We start from the raw sequence: 16,034 nt of genomic DNA on the forward strand, positions 1-16,034 counted from the left end.
AACTAGCTCCTAAATAAAACGGCGATTTTACAAAAATCTCTCTAAATTTACGCTTTTAAAGCCGCTACAAACGCCCTAATCTCCGCTTCTTGCAGCCTCTCAATCTCCTTGCCGATCGCAGCGCCGCGCAGATTGCGAGCGACATCCGCTGCGCAAACCAAGCTTTTAAATTTCTTATCCCAAATCCCAAGCCGCTTCGCCGCTTGCACCCTACCTTTACAATATAGCCCGAGCCACTGCTTAAGCGGCATTTTTAGAGCGATTTTACATAGTCGCTCGTCGCTTACCCGCTTAAAAAACGGCTCGCTAAGTAGCCTTTTATAAAGAGAATTTAGCCCTAAATTCTTTAAAATCTTATTTTTATCTAATCCTAAAAAATTCAAAAACGCGTATAAAAAAAACATTTCATTTCTTACGAAAGATTCGCCGTGCTCTATGAATTTTATCAGCCGCTCATGCGTACGCGTATCAATCCGCAATCCAAAAACCCGCTCATAAAGCCCCAGCTCTTGCATTAGCATCATCCCATATCGGTGCGCAGGTGCACGAAAAAATTTAATCAGCTCTGCTTTAACGCGCTCGCAACTAAGATCGCTAACGTCGATGCCGCGCATAAGCTCTAAGGTGCGCGGCTCGGCGCGAAGCTCAAATCTCGCGGCAAACTGCACTGCGCGATACACGCGCAAGCTATCCTCCACGAAAGTGTGCGGATCAACCACTCGCAAAATCCTCGCACGCAGATCCGCAAGCCCGCCGTAAAAATCGAGCACTTTGCCGCTTATAGCGTCTATCATCATCGCATTGATCGTAAAATCGCGCCGCCTGCTAGCCTCATGTTCGTCCGTAGCCAAAGCGACGCTAAAGCCCTTGTGTCCGATGTCTGTCTTACTCTCGGTGCGCGGAAGCGAGATGTCGAAGCTTTTATATTTATAGACGAAGTAGCTTTTGCCGACGCCCTGTGCGCCGAAGTCTTGCATAATTTGCTCGAAGCGACGCGGACCCACATCGTAAAGCTCCACATCCACATCAGCACTTGTCCGCCCTAAAAAATGATCGCGCACGCAGCCACCTACCAGATATATGCGTGAGCTAAATTTTTTAAGATAATCTAAAAGCGCGATGAAATCGTCATTTTGATAGATTTTCAAGTCGGTTTTCGATACTTGCAAGCAAAAATTCCATAAATTTTAAATTTAGCTCCACGCGCGCGTTCAAATCGCCCTTCTCAAAAGCGTTTAGTCCCTCAAAAAGCACTAAAATCCGCTCTTTTATCGCGCTCAAAAACTCCGCTTCGCTTAAAATTTTAAAATCTACATTTGCGAGATATTTTGATTTATCGCCCGCTTGTCTCGCAGCCCCAAGGTGTCGCGCTTCCTCGGGCTGGCGCAGGGCGGAATTTTGAGCACCAGAAGAGGCAAAGCTTCCCGCTTGCATATCCTGCTTGGCGGAATTACGAAGCTGCGGCGTGGCGAGCTCATGATCTCGCGCCTCAGGGATCGTAAAATTCTGCGGCTGCGAAACGAAATTTTGCTGCTGCACGGCAGCATTTCGGATCTCTAGTGCGGCGAAATTTTGAGCTTGAAGCGACGCTAAATCCTGCTTTTTAGAATGCGCTGTGCTGAAATAATTGTCAACTTCGTTTTCTTTGAAATCAGAACCAGACCCAAAATCGTCATTGCGAAGTTCCTTAAAATGCGCACCTAAAATACGAGGTGTCAAATCTTGCCCGCTTTGGGAGTCGTCATCCGTAGAATTTAGCGCTAATTCAAAATCTTTACTTTCGGCAGAGCTTTGCGCTATGCTTGCGTCCCTGCTTTGCGGAGAAACAAATCCATTCATATCGCTGCCTAAACTATCGCAAATTTCGCCTGCGATGCCCGATAAATCACGAAAGCTTTCGTCAAATTTCGCGACGGAGCTTTTTAAAATTTCATCGCTTGCAAAGGCGGTATTTACGGAATCTTTGCTACTTGCAGAAGCGGAATTTATAAAATTTTCTCCATTTAAAGAGACGGAGGCCGCGGAATTCTCACCGCCTGCAAGATTAGAATTTTTAAAATTCTCCTCGCTGGAAAAAGTGAAATTTTCATCTTTTACGGCAAATTTTTTTAAAGTAGCGTCCGCTGTAAATTCTGCGCTGCTAGGCGCAGAGCTCTTGCGTGCAAGGGCATTTGAACGATCTAGGGCGGAATTTAAAGCGTCCGATGAAACAAAGCGCGAAGTGGAATTTTTAGTATCTAAGGAAGTGAAATTTTGCGCGTTTGGTGAAGCGATATCCGGCGCAGATGCGGAATTTAAGGCATCAGGCGCAATAGGATCTGGCGCAAAAGAAGTGGGGCTTAAAGCATCCTGCGAAGTCTGTGATCCTGCTTCAGCGCTGTTTGCATTCACAGCCCCCTCTTGCTGCGCCGCCAAATCTTGCGCGCGCTTTTGTGCTTTCATCTCATTGACTGCTTCGATGATATCTTCTAGTTCATTTTCATACATCAATTAGCCACCTCTTAAATTCTGCTTGTTTACGTGCATCGACGCTTAAAAAGCGCTCCAGCATCGCCATATTGACGCCAGAGCTTACTCGATGATTTAAATTTAGCCGCGCAAAAAGCACTGCCGCATCGCCATCTTGCAGATTATCGCGTAAAATACCGCGACAAATCCGCATCGCGCCGTAGATATCGCCTTTTTTCTCAAGCTCCATAGCGTATGCTAGTGCGCCATTCAAAGCTGGCTCCTAAGCCTTAGCCGCGTAATCTGCGATGATCGAGCCAATCTCTGCGGTCGAGCAAATTTCTTTGGCGTCGTACTGCGCAATGTCCTTGGTGCGGTAACCGTCGCGAAGCACGGCGCGTACGGCAAGCTCGATCGCCGCCGCGGCCTCATTTTCGCCGAATGCGTATTTCAGCATCATCGCAGCGCTTAAAATCGTAGCTATCGGGTTTGCGATCCCCTGCCCCGCGATGTCGGGCGCACTGCCGTGAATCGGCTCGTAGATGCCTACCTTGCCGCCGATACTCGCACTCGGAAGCAGCCCGATCGAGCCGCAGATCATGCTCGCCTCGTCGCTTAAAATATCGCCGAACAAATTCTCCGTCAAAATCACGTCGAACTGCGCAGGCGCCCGCACGAGCTGCATCGCGGCGTTATCTACGTACATAAACTCCAAATTTATCCCCGCATAATTTTTCGCTAGCTCGCTTACGACCTCGCGCCACAGCTGGCTTGTTTCAAGCACGTTGGCTTTATCCACGAGCGTTATCTTTTTGTTTCGCAAAAGCGCAGCCTCAAAGGCAACTTTTGCGACGCGCTCGATCTCGGCAGCGTTGTAGCACATCGTATTTAGCGCATCCTTTTCGTTTTTAACGCGCGGCCGCCCGAAATAAATCCCGCCCGTAAGCTCGCGCACCACCATTATATCGACGCCTTTGATGATCTCCGGCTTTAGCGTCGAAGCGTTTATCAGCTCATCAAAAATCATCGCGGGACGTAGATTTGCAAACGCTCCAAGCTCTTTACGGATTTTAAGCAGTCCGCTTTCGGGGCGCAGTTCGCGCGGCAAGCCGTCCCATTTAGCTCCGCCGATCGCACCGAAAAGCACTGCGTCGCTTGATTTAGCGGCATTTAGCGTCTCATCTGGAAGCGGAACGCCCATAATGTCGATCGCCGCGCCACCCATCAAGCGGTAGTCAAAATTTAGCTCAAAATTAAATTTATGGCTTACGGCATCAAGCACCTTGATCGCTTCTTCGATGATCTCAGGGCCGATTCCGTCGCCTTTTATCACGCATACGTCGTATTTTTTCATCTAAATTCCTTACAAGTTTATCTTTGTTTTTGCATAATTTATCGCTCCGCCCGCGTCGAGTAGCTTTTGCATAAACTCGGGGATTGCGCCGAATTTATACTCAGTTTTTTGAGTTAAATTTTTAATTACGCCGCCCTTTAGATCGATGCTAAGCTCGTCGCCCTGCGCGATCTTATCCGTCTCGTCGCATTCGAGGATCAAAAAGCCCGTGTTGAAGCTGTTTCGATAAAAAATCCTAGCGAAGTTTTTTGCGATCACGCATGAAATCCCGGCGGCCTTAAGCGCCATCGGAGCGTGCTCGCGCGAGCTGCCGCAGCCGAAATTTTTCCCCGCTACGATGATGTCGCCGCGAGCGATTTTGGACGAAAAATCCTTGTCAGCATCCTCCATAATGTGCGTCGCAAGCACCGCTGCGTCGGAGGTATTTAGGTAGCGCGCCGCGATAATAATGTCGGTGTCGATATCATCGCCGAATTTCCATACTTTTGCCATATTTCCGCCTTAAATTTTAAAATAGATGCGCGATTTTACCGACAAATTTATTAAAATCCGCTCAATCGCTCCGATATGAGGGCGAAATTCCTCGCTTGAAATTTGGGGCTAAATTTAAACGCGAGAGCGCAGAGATAGGAAGTGTGGAGGCGTTAAATTTTAAATCGGCGGCGTAAAGGAGGCGGAATTTCGGCGCGCTAATTTTCGTCTTGCGAACGCGGGATTTTAAAGAGCAATCTTAAATTTAGCTAAAAATATAACCTAAATTTTAAAATTTAGCCTAATTTCTAAAATTTGAAAAATCATTAAATTTAGATGGTTCGCGCCGTATATAAGCAAAAATAAAGAGCGTTTCGGTATAATCCGATCTTCCAAAACCAAATACACAACGACACAAGGAGATTTTTATGGCGAGCCCAAAAGACGCCTTAACGCCCATCGAGCAGTTCTTCGACGAAAATCAGAAAAGCTACATCACCTACGAAAGACTGATAAAATTTTTCGACAAAGCCCCCACCGCGACGGCCGTTAAGAAGGTCGAAGCGCTTACCAAAAAATTTGACGTCGAGCTGATCTCCGCCGCAGAAATCTCCAAAATCAAAAATTTAGAGGACGCAAAACTCAAAGAAGCGACGCAAAAAAGGCTGCTAGACGAGGGCTGGGACGAGGAGTTTGATCTATCTAGCGACGTCGAGCTTTTGGAGTGGAGCCGCTCGGACAGCCCCGTGCGGATGTATCTGCGCGAAATGGGGCAAATCCCGCTACTTAGCAAGGAAGAGGAGATCGAGATCAGTAAAAAAATCGAGCTCGGCGAAGACATCATCATCGACGCGTTTTGCTCGGTGCCATACTTAATAGACTTCATTTTAGATTATAAAGAGCCGCTAATCAACCGCGAACGCCGCGTCAAGGAGCTTTTCAAGAGCTTTGACGACAGCGACGAAGAGGGTGAAGATGAGGACGAAGAGGAGCTGTCGGAGGATGATTACGATGATGAGGAGGAGAGCACGGATGAGGACGAGGCGAAGCAAAAGCGCTCTAGAAAGAACGATAAGCGCGCTCTAAAGGTCATCGAAAGCTTTAAGGCTCTTGAAAAAGCCAAAAAGGACTGGATGAAATTTGCCGAGAAAAACGCCGAAGCGATCAAGGAGAGCAAGGGAATTTTATCGAAGCTGAACTTGGCGTTTAAAAAGAAAATTTTAAAAGAAAAGCTCATGGATCTGGGCCCAACCAGCAAGCTCATCACCGAGATCGTAAAATCGATGGAGACCGCGCTAAAAAGCGACGAGGGCTTTGAAAAGGAGCTTAAGCGCCTGGAATACAAGCTGCCGATGTTTAGCGCCGAACTGCGCGAAAACCACAAAAAAATTCTAAAAGAGATCACGAGACTTAGCAAAGACGACATCATCGCGCGCGTGCCGGAAGCTACGATGGTCTCGACATATGTCGATATAAAAAAGCTCTTTTTAACCAAAGAGGCGAGCAAAAAAAGCTTTAATCTCGAGCCCGAGCGGCTGAAAGAAATTTTAGAGCAGATCAAGCGCGGCAAGCGCATCAGCGATAACGCAAAGGCGCGCATGGCGAAGTCCAACCTGCGCCTGGTCGTCTCCATCGCCAAGCGCTACACCAACCGCGGGCTGCCGTTTTTAGACCTCATCCAGGAGGGCAATATCGGGCTTATGAAGGCGGTGGATAAATTTGAATACAAGCGCGGCTATAAATTTTCGACATACGCGACGTGGTGGATCCGCCAGGCGATATCGCGCGCCATCGCCGATCAAGCTCGCACGATTCGCATCCCGATCCATATGATCGAGACGATAAATCGTATCAATAAAATCACGCGCAAATATATGCAAGAAGGCGGCAAGGAGCCCGATATCAACGTCATCGCACAAGAGGTAGGCCTTAGCGTCGATAAAGTAAAGCAGGTCATCAAAATCACAAAGGAGCCGATCAGTCTAGAAGCGCCGATCGGAAACGAGGATGACGGCAAATTCGGCGATTTCGTCGAGGATAAAAGCTCGGTTTCGCCGATCGAGCAAATTTTAAAATCCGACCTTAAAGAGCAGATCGACGATATTTTAGAACAGCTCAACGACCGCGAGCGCACGGTGATCCGCATGAGATTCGGACTGCTTGACGACGAGAGCGACCGCACGCTCGAAGAGATCGGCAAAGAGCTCAACATCACTCGCGAGCGCGTCCGCCAGATCGAAAGCTCGGCGATCAAAAAGCTAAAGCACCCAAAGATCGGCCGCAAACTCAAAACCTATATCGAGAGCTAGAACAAAACGCAGATATAATTTACTCTTTTTACTCTTTGAACGCCCGGCAAATTTAAAACTATAGATAGTCGGGCTTTGGCGTAGGCATTATGATCTTAAACGCACGACAAACTAAAATCCGCCCAGATCCAAGTTGGGGTGTCAATAATATATTTTTCAGTCTAAATTTTATCAGGCGAAGCAACAAATCAAGGCATAGTAAAATGCAGCAGTACTTAAAACTCCGATTTTTATGGGCTTAATGTTTGAAATCCGTAGGTTCCAAACTCCAGCGGAGTAAATTACACGCGGGCTCTGCGCCATAATCAGATTGAAAAAGAAGTTTCAAAACTCCAGCGGAGAGAATTTACACTAAAGAAGACGACAATTACGATGTTTTGGTGATACAGTTTCAAACTCTAATGGAGGAAATTTACACGGAATACACAGGTATGAATGAATACGATCACTTGTGGTTTCAAACTCCAGCGGAGAAATTTAAACCAAAGCTTCCGCGCGATGGAGCAGGAGAGGCAGCTGTTTCAAACTCCAGCGGAGAGAATTTACACGATTGCGAACTACTCTAGAGTACCGTATTTTGAGAGTTTCAAACTCCAGTGGAGGAAATTTACACTCAGCTCCGGGCAGGATCCGCGCGGCGCCAACATCGAGTTTCAAACTCCAGCGGAAGAAATTTACACGCTTCGTAAAGCGATATAGTAGGCGTTTGCGTGTGTTTCAAACTCCAGCGGAAGAAATTTACACAGCGCCAGAAATTCTATTTTTGTAGGCTATGAATATTTGAAGTTTATATTCCTACCCCTTAAATTTAGATAAGCGGCAAAGGCAGTCTAAAATTAAACGCCGTATTTGCGATGTTTTGCAAATCTTAGCCAAAACTTTATCTACATATTTGCAAAATTTCAATCAAAATCGATAGCGCGATTTAACGACACAAAAGCCGCCGCCGTTTCGGCGTGCTATCATTCCATCCCGCACCATCTAGCTGGCTTACTGCGCGCTGACAAACCGACAACTCGGCACCGGCAAACTTTGGCACACATTCAATCGCATCCCGCCGCCACGCCACTACCCCCGTACCCTCAATCGTAGCGCCCATAAATTTTGCCGCATTGCTGCGCCGGCAATCGCAATACTATCTTAAATTTACTGCTCCGCCGTGCCGTCTCTCTCTTAAAATTTACTTTCTGTAGCCAAAGGTGCGCTGGACAACGTGATATCGGTATTTTTGCCTTGCTCTAAATTTACCTTTCGTAACGCCACTAAATTTAGCCGCGCCGCAAGCTGCGCTTTCTAAGGTAGCTATAAATCCAAGCCCCAAGCAGTAAAACCGCCGCGAGGCAATACATATAAAAGGCCGCGCCGTTTTCATACTCCACGTCCTGCGCGCTAAAGACCTGCTGCGACATCTCTGGGTTTCGCGCCGCCTCGTCTGCGATCTGCGCCATCACCTCATCATCATGCACATCCAGCGTGATCTTTCGCAGCTCGATGAAATTCGTCCGCTTATCCAGATGCCTGCCGCTGCGACCCGTGACGTAAACGCTATGCGAGTAAAAATTTAGATAGTAAAATCCCGCGTCGTCTTTCAAAAGCTTCTCCGAGATCTGCCGCACGGCGCCTTTAAACGGATTATCGCCCGCCCTTTTTAGCGCGCTTAGCCGGCTGGCGTCTGCGCCGAATTTATAATACACGTGCCAAAACGCGTCCTTGAGCCAACCCTCGGCGCCGCTGCCGCGCGGACGATTTAAAATTTTATCCTTGCTTAGATAAAATATGCCGTTTTTACTCGCAAACAGCATGTATTCTTGATGCCCGCCCTGAAAATTTAGCGGCGTATAGGGCTCGTTTGCAGGCTCAAATCTCTCGCCGTTCATCAGCACCGCGCCCGCCTTTGGATCATAAAGAAACTCTATACCGGCGTTTGGCTCCACGAGATACATCTGCTCGCTAGGCGTGAAATTTAGCCTCTCGCCGTCCGCATAAACGCTGCGTCCGTCGCTCAGCCACCGATCGACCGGGCGAAAGTGCGCGAGCGAGCCCGGGCCGTCTTCGTGTATGATTTTTAGCTTTATCTGTTTTAGATTTTTTGCATCCGCACCCGCTAAAATTTTACCCTCGTAAAATACCCGCTCGCCGTCCGTGGCGACGTAAGGGCTCTCGGTCAGCGGCGAGATAGGCGCGCTAGTATCAAGTCTAGCGTAGGGATAGTTGTACTCCTGCGGCCATTTAGAGAGCCCAAACGCATGTAAAAACACTTTGCAAATATAGCTTATCGCGCCGCCCGTGCGCTGCGTGACATCCGAGCAGAAATAGCTTACGCGCCCGTCGCTGTAGTAGCGAGAGCCGATCTTTTGCGTGCGAGCGGGATCCAGCCCCGACATCTTGCGAGCGCCGCAAAACACGCTATTAGCGTCCATGCCGACGTTTGTGTAGGAGTATCTGCCGGTATCAAGCGCACGAAAGCTCGCCGCGTCCGCGCCGCCCTCCAGCTCGTAAGGAGCGAGATTCCAAGAGCGTAGATAAATTTTGCCACCGATGTTGTAGTAACCCCCGATCTTTTGCGCGTCCGCAGGCAGTTCGCGCGAGCTATCATACACCGATAGCTCATAGATAAAAACGAGCGAGACGAAAAGCGGCACGAAAAGTACCGCAAATAGCGGCCTTAGCGCCTTTTTATCAAATTTGCTTAAATTATTCGCCTTTTTCATAAGGCGATTATATATCTTGCTAGTTTAAAACGTTAGAAATTTACGAGGGAAATTTTAAAATTTAGGCTGCGGTAAATTTGACGGCGAAAAGCTGCGGGTAAATTTGACGGCGAAATTTTAGCTCAAATTTACCCGCAACCGCGCGAAACGACGCAAGCCCCGCGCGAATTTAACTTAGTAGCCGTCAAAATGCTTGGTCTTCGGTAGCACCAAATTTAGCGTGATGCCGATGAGCGCGCCGAGCCCCACGCCGCTAAAGCTCATCGCGCCAAAATCCAGCACCATGCCGCCGATCGCACACACAAAAATGAGCGCGACGATGATCATATTGCGCGGCTCGGCTAGATCCACGTCGTTTTTGATTAAAGTCTCCATGCCCACGCTAGCGATAATACCGAAAAGAAGCAGCATAATGCCGCCGATGACGGGAGCGGGGATTGTAGAGAGCGCGGCGCCAAGCTTGCCCACGAAGGCTAGCAGTATCGCCGTAAGCGCGGCAAAGGTCATGATGGCGGGGTTATAGGCCTTCGTGATACTGACCGCGCCCGTGACCTCCGAGTAGGTGGTGTTTGGCGGTCCGCCAAAGCATCCCGCTAGCGACGTCGCGAGTCCGTCGCCTAGCAGCGTGCTTTTAAGCCCCGGATTTTTTAGGAAATTTTCCTTCGTGACGTTACTGATCGCAAGCATATCGCCGATGTGCTCGATCGCGGGCGCGATGGCGATAGGCACCATGTAGATTATCGCTTCAAGCTTGAAAACCGGCGCGGTGAAATGCGGCAGCACAAACCACGGCGCATTTAAAATCGGCGTAAAATCCACGATGCCGACAAACAGCGACGCGCAGTACCCAGCCGCGATGCCGCAAAGTATCGGCACGAGGCGCAGCATGCCGCGGCCAAACATCATAACGACGATGACGGCCGAGAGCGAGATGAGCGCGATGGTAAGCGACTGCCCTTGCGTATAAAGCGCCTCTTTGCCCTTGCCCATGACCATATTTACGGCTGCGGGCGAGAGGATGAGGCCGATCGTCATGATAACGGGTCCCACGACCACGGGTGGTAAAATTTTATGCAAAAATCCCTCGCCTTTAAGCCTAATGAGCAGGCTCAGAACCACGTAAAAAAGTCCCGCCGCGATCACTCCGCTCATAGTCGCGGCGATGCCCCACTCCTTCACGCCAAAGCTTAGCGGCGCGATAAACGCGAAGCTAGACGCGAGAAAGATCGGCGGAACGTGTTTGCGCGTGATGAGCTGAAACAGCAGCGTGCCGATTCCCGCCGTAAACAGCGCCACGGACGTATCAAGCCCCGTTAATATCGGCACCAGCACGAGCGCGCCGAACGCGACGAATAGAAACTGCACGCCGACGAGAGCGTCGCGTAGCCTGAGATTGTAGCCTTCGTATTTTTCCATCTTGTTAATTCTCCATTCGCTATGGATTTTCGATAAATTTTTATTACTTGCTGCAGTCGCGGACGAACAAGTCCGCTCCTTTGCAAGCACTAAAAATTTATCAAAACTACACATCATCTGTCTTGAATATTTTCAAAATTTATGCCTTTCCGCCCCATTTTACCGCAAATTCTATCCAAAGCCCACGATTGCACTCCTTCATTCGGCTCATTTCCGCTTCGTCTAAAGAAAAAATACTACGCCTTAATTTTTAAATCTGACACATCAAAAATTTTGACCTACCCGGTCGCAGACAAGCAATATGCTCCACTCTCCGCTGCCGACCATCGGCGGCTGCAAGCAAAACGAAGCAGCAGCGCTTCCAAACTACCTGCGATCCATCTTAAATGTTTTAAAATTTTAGCCTCTTTTTAAAATTTTACGACCTCGCTTTAAAATTTCGCACTCAAGCTTAAAGCAAAATTTCAAATCAAAGCCGCGTAAGCAGATCCAAACAAACAACGACCAAAATCCGCAAACCAGCAACTAAATTTCACGAACATAGCAGATAAATCAAAACCTATGTAAGCCGAATCCGCCACTAAAATTTAGCGAGAGAATTCCGTCGTACGGCTATTTTTTGCGCAGCAGGTCCTTTAAACTCGCTCTTACGTCCTTGCCACGCAGAATTTGCGCGACCTCGGTAGCGATCGGAGCGTAGATCTTATGCTTTGTCGCGATATTTACGACCGCTTCGGTCGTAGCCACACCCTCGGCTACTTCACCCAACTCGCGCAAAATTTCTTCGAGCCTCTTGCCGCGCGCAAGTCCTAGTCCCACGCGGTAGTTTCGCGATAGCACACTCGAGGCAGTCAAAAACAGATCGCCCACGCCGCTTAAGCCCAAAAAGGTCTCGTCTCGTGCGCCGAAAAACTTGCCGAAGCGTGCGATTTCTACAATGCCGCGCGCGATCAAGCTCGCTCTAGCGTTATTTCCGAGCTCGAGCCCATCGCAAACGCCGCTAGCGATGGCGATGACGTTTTTATACGCACCGCACACTTCTGCGCCGATGATATCGCCACTCGTGTAGGTCTTGATGTAGGTAGGGAAGGCACTTGCGAAAAGTTCGGCTAGATTTTCGTTACACGAGCTTACGACGAGCGCGCAAGGCAGCTTCTGCATGACTTCGGTGGCAAACGACGGACCCGATAGATAAGCAAGATTACCGCGCGCGACGTGAGATTCAAAAATTTCGTTCAAAAACCTACCGCTAGCCGCGTCGATGCCCTTGGAAGCGACTAGAATTTTTTGATTTTTGTAGGTGAAATTTTTATATAGCCACTGCGCGGTTTGTTGCGCTGCGAGCGCAAACACCAGTGCTTCGCATTCCAGCGCTTCGCTCACGCTTACAAAATGCGGAATTTGCCTTGGCGTGCGCGAAGTGATGACACATTCGTTTTTTGCGCTAAGCGCGTCAAAAAGCGCGCTACCCCATTTGCCCGCGCCGATAACCGCGATTTTCATTATGTTCCTTTTTAAAAATTTATTCGCAAATTTGCGGTTTTTCAAATTTCATTCTATTGAAATTCCCGTTCTTTGAAAATTTAGCCCAAAAGCGCCTACATGAGCCTGTGCAAACGCTAGCCGAAGCCACGCTTTAAAATTCACTTTTTGAAATTTCATCTCATCAAAATTTCGCTTCGTTAAAATTTCGCGCTTTTGAAATTTACCTCACTAAAATTTCATACTTTTAAGTTTTTGCTCTTCCGCCAAAAAAACACTTTCACAAAAGGCGCGGCAGTAAACGAATGAGGATTTTGAAACTTCATTATACGTTTTAAAATTTCACTCGTGCATCGCCAAAGCAAATCAAATTTTTAAAAATTTTACTCAGACGCTTAAGCGCAAATCGCGCTTTTAAATCCGCTTAAATCTATCGAGGCGTGCTTTGAGCCTAGATAATCTGCGGTAGCTCGCCACGTTATCGTTTGGCGCAAGGTTTGGGGCACGCGCATCCAACGCGGCGATTGATTAAATTTAGCCTACACATGGACTCGCCACTCAAATTCGACCCTACGTATTTGATCCTATCCGCGCACCCCGAGCTGCCGCTTTTGCTCTCGCAAGCAAAGCAATTTTACGCATTCCCTGAGAGCTTTACCGTGCTTTGACGGTAGCCGTAAGTAAAATTTTTCTAACGGACGCCTTCTTAAACCTCTCCGTCGCAGACCGACACTCGACGCAAACGGCTCGCACGAGAAAAAACGAGCTCAAAAGAACAAAACGTGCGCGAGGAAAGCGGGTAGCCGCCAAGATCGCACCGAATGAAATTATAACACGCAAAAGCCCTCGTCATTGGCGCCTGAAAGCTTTAGCCTGAAGCAAAACGCTACGGGCGGATTTAAAATTTTATCCCAGAGGCTTTATCTATCGCATACGCCGCGCCGCATTTAATTCGCCGTTTGCCGCCGCAAAAGCTGCGAAATCAGCCCAGCTTCTGTTTCAGAAGCCCATTCACCTTAGCAGGATTAAACGCGCCCTTGCCCTCTTTCATCACTTGGCCTACGAAGAAGCCGAATAGCTTGTCCTTGCCGCCGCGGTAGTCCGCGACCTTGTTCTCGTTCGCGCTCATCACGCGCGCTATGATCTCCAAAATAGCGCCGTCGTCGCTTACCTGCCTCAAGCCAAGCTTATCGATGACCGAGCTTACCGCCTCGTCGTGCTCCATTAGATAATCAAGCACCTCTTTGGCGGCCTTTTGAGACACTGCGCCGCCTTCGATCGCGCTTAAAAGCTCGCTCATCTTTGCGCTACCTACGGGCGAGTCCTCGATCGTAACGCCGTTTTTGAGCCTGCCCGCAAGCTCGACAGTAAGCCAGCTGACGCAGAGTTTAGGCTCATGTCCCGCCGCGATCAGATCCTCAAAAAATCGCGCATTTTCGTAGGTCGAGATTATGATCTCGGCGTCCTTTTCTTTAACGCCCAGCTCGCGGACGTAGCGTGCCTTTTTCTGATCGGGTAGCTCGGGGATCTGCTGCGCAGCAGCTAGCATCTCGTCATCCACAATCACGGTTAGCAGATCGGGGTCTGGGAAGTAGCGGTACTCGGCGCTGTCTTCTTTGCTGCGCATCGGCTTGGTGATAAGCTTAGCGGTGTCAAAAAGGCGCGTTTCTTGCACGACCTCTTGCTCATATTTGCCGTCCTGCCACGCTTCGATCTGACGCTCGATCTCAAACTCGATCGCCTTTTGGATAAATTTAAAGGAGTTTAAATTTTTAATCTCCACGCGCGTATAGAGCTTTTGCTCGCCTTGCGGGCGGATGCTGACGTTTACGTCGCAGCGAAACGAGCCTTCTTGCATGTTAGCATCGCTGATATTTAAAAAGCGCAAAATGCTGTGGAGTTTTTTTAGATACGCGACCGCCTCGTCCGCAGAGCGCATATCAGGCTCGCTTACGATCTCCAAAAGCGGCGTACCGGCGCGGTTTAGATCGACCAGGCTGCGCGAGCTTTCGTGATTATTTTTGCCCGCATCCTCCTCTAGGTGCGCGCGCGTAATGCCGATGCGCTTGCTCTGTCCGTCCGCGGCTATAAAAAGTTCGCCGTGCTCTACGATCGGGATCGTCCACTGCGAAATTTGATACGCCTTGGGAAGATCGGGATAGAAGTAGTTTTTGCGGTCGAATACCGACTTGCGATTGATCGTCGCATTGACGGCGGTGCCGAAGCTGATGGCTTTTTTAACCGCCTCCTCGTTTAGCACGGGAAGAGCGCCCGGGAGCGCTAGGCAGGTCGGGCAGACATGCGAATTCGCCTCGTCGCCAAAGCTCGTGGGGCAGGAGCAGAAAATTTTGGTTTTGGTATTTAGCTGGCAGTGTACCTCTAGGCCGATCACGGTTTCAAACATAAACTTAACCTTTTAGAATAAAAATTTCGCGTAATTTTACAATTTTTTGCTTTAATACTCGCTTGTAGCGGCACACGGCGTGGCTAAATTTTAAAATTTTGCCAGTAAAATCTTACTCGCCTTCGCGGGCTAGTTGTTCTTTCAGATCAAAAACATCGACCATCAAGCAGGTGATGATGACGCAAATCACGCCAGGAGCGGTGCAAATGAAGAGGAATTTTAACCCCAAAAAATAAAATGAAGGATAGGCAAAAAAGACTAATGCGCCGACGAAAATCAATCCGAACGACGCACCCACGAGGAAGTATAAGAAATTTCGCTTAAAATTAATGCTCATCGACGATCACGGCGCCCGCTAGATAAACGTAGCTTAAAACCATGAAAATAAAAGTCTGCAAAATCGCCATAAAAGTAAGCAGCGCGAACGGCACCATCGGTATTAGCGCAGGAGCGAGAGTAAGCATAACGAGCAGGAAGGTATCATCGCCTTTGATATTACCGAAAAGTCGGAAAGAAAGCGATACGACGCGCGAAAAATGCGAGACGATCTCTATGACGAACATAAACGGAGCTAGGATTTTTACCGGCCCCATAAAGTGTTTTAAATAGTTGATCACACCGTGCTCGCGAACGCCCTCGAAATGGTAGTACAACCAAACGCAAAGCGTAAGCGAAAGGGTTAAATTTAAACTCGCGCTCGGCGACTCAAAGCCCGGCACCAAGCCGATAACGTTACTAAAAAATATCACAAATCCCAATGTTGCGATTAGCGGAAGATATTTTTTGGCTTGTTCCTCGCTACCCATCGCGTCCTTACCGATCGTTAGCACGCCGCTTAGGTAGGCTTCGGCGATATTTTGCATGCCGTGTGGTACAAGCTGAAGCGAGCGAGTGGAGCAAAGCGCGACGGCTAAGATGATAGCGACGACCAAAAAGAAGTAAAAAAGGTAGATAAAAGTGTGGTCGTAAGAAATTAAACCGCCGAAAAGGAAGATGTCTTTTAGCATAAAAACCCTTGATCGTTGAAATTTGAGGCGTATTTTACACTTCTATTCGTTAAAGTATATTTAAATTTACGCTAGCGAGTGAAATTTTGAGCTTTGCGAATTCTTGCACCGCTTACTTGCCTAGCACTTACGTCTAGCTTGCGCACCATTTCTGCGGGGATTTTGCGTTTTTTTTTGATATTTAACTTCACATTGCCCGCGAACGACAAAATTTTAGCTGGTAAGCACGAAATTTACGGCTACACTGCCAATTCGCCATTATTGCAAATATAGAATTAATCTGGCACATACGGCGAAGCTCTAAGCCGGCTGGCGATAAAATTTGTGTTTAAAGATACGAAAAGCACGATAAAATTTACCGTGATGGCACCGCGATAAATTCCAAGAATTCCAAGAATTCCAAGAATTCCAAGAATTCCAAGAATTCCAAGA

At 48.4% G+C, this 16,034-nt stretch carries 13 protein-coding genes; 2 read left to right on the forward strand and 11 right to left on the reverse strand.

All coding sequences use genetic code 11. The features are described from left to right. Nucleotides 1-47: 47 nt before the first annotated feature. From QZ176_RS07720 to QZ176_RS07740, 5 genes are read right to left on the reverse strand one after another with little or no spacing between them, the layout of a single operon-like run. Nucleotides 48-1,148, reverse strand: coding sequence for a CCA tRNA nucleotidyltransferase (locus tag QZ176_RS07720; protein ID WP_295152536.1), 1,101 nt, complete (start codon nucleotides 1,146-1,148; stop codon nucleotides 48-50). After that, entirely contained in the window at nucleotides 1,129-2,487 is a 1,359-nt protein-coding gene (locus QZ176_RS07725) for a hypothetical protein (RefSeq protein ID WP_295152538.1), read from the reverse strand. The genes QZ176_RS07720 and QZ176_RS07725 overlap by 20 nt, the downstream gene beginning before the upstream one ends. After that, nucleotides 2,480-2,722 (reverse strand): hypothetical protein, encoded by a 243-nt coding sequence (locus QZ176_RS07730; protein ID WP_295152540.1) that lies wholly within the window; start codon nucleotides 2,720-2,722, stop codon nucleotides 2,480-2,482. The genes QZ176_RS07725 and QZ176_RS07730 overlap by 8 nt, the downstream gene beginning before the upstream one ends. Nucleotides 2,723-2,731: 9 nt before the next feature. Next, entirely contained in the window at nucleotides 2,732-3,802 is a 1,071-nt protein-coding gene (leuB, locus tag QZ176_RS07735; protein ID WP_295152541.1) for a 3-isopropylmalate dehydrogenase, read from the reverse strand. A gap of 9 nt (nucleotides 3,803-3,811) precedes the next feature. Continuing rightward, the gene (locus QZ176_RS07740) at nucleotides 3,812-4,294 is read right to left on the reverse strand and encodes a 3-isopropylmalate dehydratase small subunit (protein ID WP_295152543.1); all 483 of its coding nucleotides are present in this window, start codon (nucleotides 4,292-4,294) and stop codon (nucleotides 3,812-3,814) included. A 407-nt stretch (nucleotides 4,295-4,701) separates the two neighbouring features. On the opposite strand from QZ176_RS07740, the gene rpoD reads away from it, so the two are divergent. After that, nucleotides 4,702-6,582 carry an RNA polymerase sigma factor RpoD gene (gene rpoD, locus QZ176_RS07745; protein WP_295152545.1) on the forward strand — a complete coding sequence of 627 codons (1,881 nt, stop codon included), beginning with the start codon at nucleotides 4,702-4,704 and terminating at the stop codon, nucleotides 6,580-6,582. Between the two features lie 435 nt (nucleotides 6,583-7,017). Beyond that, nucleotides 7,018-7,281 carry a hypothetical protein gene (locus QZ176_RS07750; RefSeq protein WP_295152546.1) on the forward strand — a complete coding sequence of 88 codons (264 nt, stop codon included), beginning with the start codon at nucleotides 7,018-7,020 and terminating at the stop codon, nucleotides 7,279-7,281. A gap of 569 nt (nucleotides 7,282-7,850) precedes the next feature. Here the strand turns inward: QZ176_RS07750 and QZ176_RS07755 are convergent. From QZ176_RS07755 to QZ176_RS07780, 6 genes are all read right to left on the reverse strand, one after another. Further along, nucleotides 7,851-9,293, reverse strand: a complete 1,443-nt coding sequence (locus QZ176_RS07755; RefSeq protein ID WP_295152548.1) for a DKNYY domain-containing protein — start codon at nucleotides 9,291-9,293, stop codon at nucleotides 7,851-7,853. Nucleotides 9,294-9,467: 174 nt separating this feature from the next. Continuing rightward, nucleotides 9,468-10,709: a uracil-xanthine permease family protein gene (locus QZ176_RS07760; protein WP_295152550.1), complete on the reverse strand. Its 1,242-nt coding sequence runs from the start codon at nucleotides 10,707-10,709 to the stop codon at nucleotides 9,468-9,470. A 612-nt stretch (nucleotides 10,710-11,321) separates the two neighbouring features. Continuing rightward, entirely contained in the window at nucleotides 11,322-12,215 is an 894-nt protein-coding gene (locus QZ176_RS07765) for an NAD(P)H-dependent glycerol-3-phosphate dehydrogenase (protein WP_295152562.1), read from the reverse strand. A 958-nt stretch (nucleotides 12,216-13,173) separates the two neighbouring features. Continuing rightward, on the reverse strand, nucleotides 13,174-14,595 hold the full coding sequence (gatB, locus tag QZ176_RS07770) for an Asp-tRNA(Asn)/Glu-tRNA(Gln) amidotransferase subunit GatB (protein WP_295152552.1): 1,422 nt from the start codon (nucleotides 14,593-14,595) through the stop codon (nucleotides 13,174-13,176). 112 nt (nucleotides 14,596-14,707) lie between these two features. Beyond that, nucleotides 14,708-14,932: a hypothetical protein gene (locus QZ176_RS07775; RefSeq protein WP_295152554.1), complete on the reverse strand. Its 225-nt coding sequence runs from the start codon at nucleotides 14,930-14,932 to the stop codon at nucleotides 14,708-14,710. Further along, a complete protein-coding gene (locus QZ176_RS07780) occupies nucleotides 14,922-15,602 on the reverse strand; it encodes a F0F1 ATP synthase subunit A (RefSeq protein ID WP_295152556.1) in 681 nt (226 codons plus the stop codon). The genes QZ176_RS07775 and QZ176_RS07780 overlap by 11 nt, the downstream gene beginning before the upstream one ends. Nucleotides 15,603-16,034 lie beyond the last annotated feature (432 nt).

The organism is uncultured Campylobacter sp. (assembly GCF_905373215.1).
Taxonomy (GTDB): domain Bacteria; phylum Campylobacterota; class Campylobacteria; order Campylobacterales; family Campylobacteraceae; genus Campylobacter_B.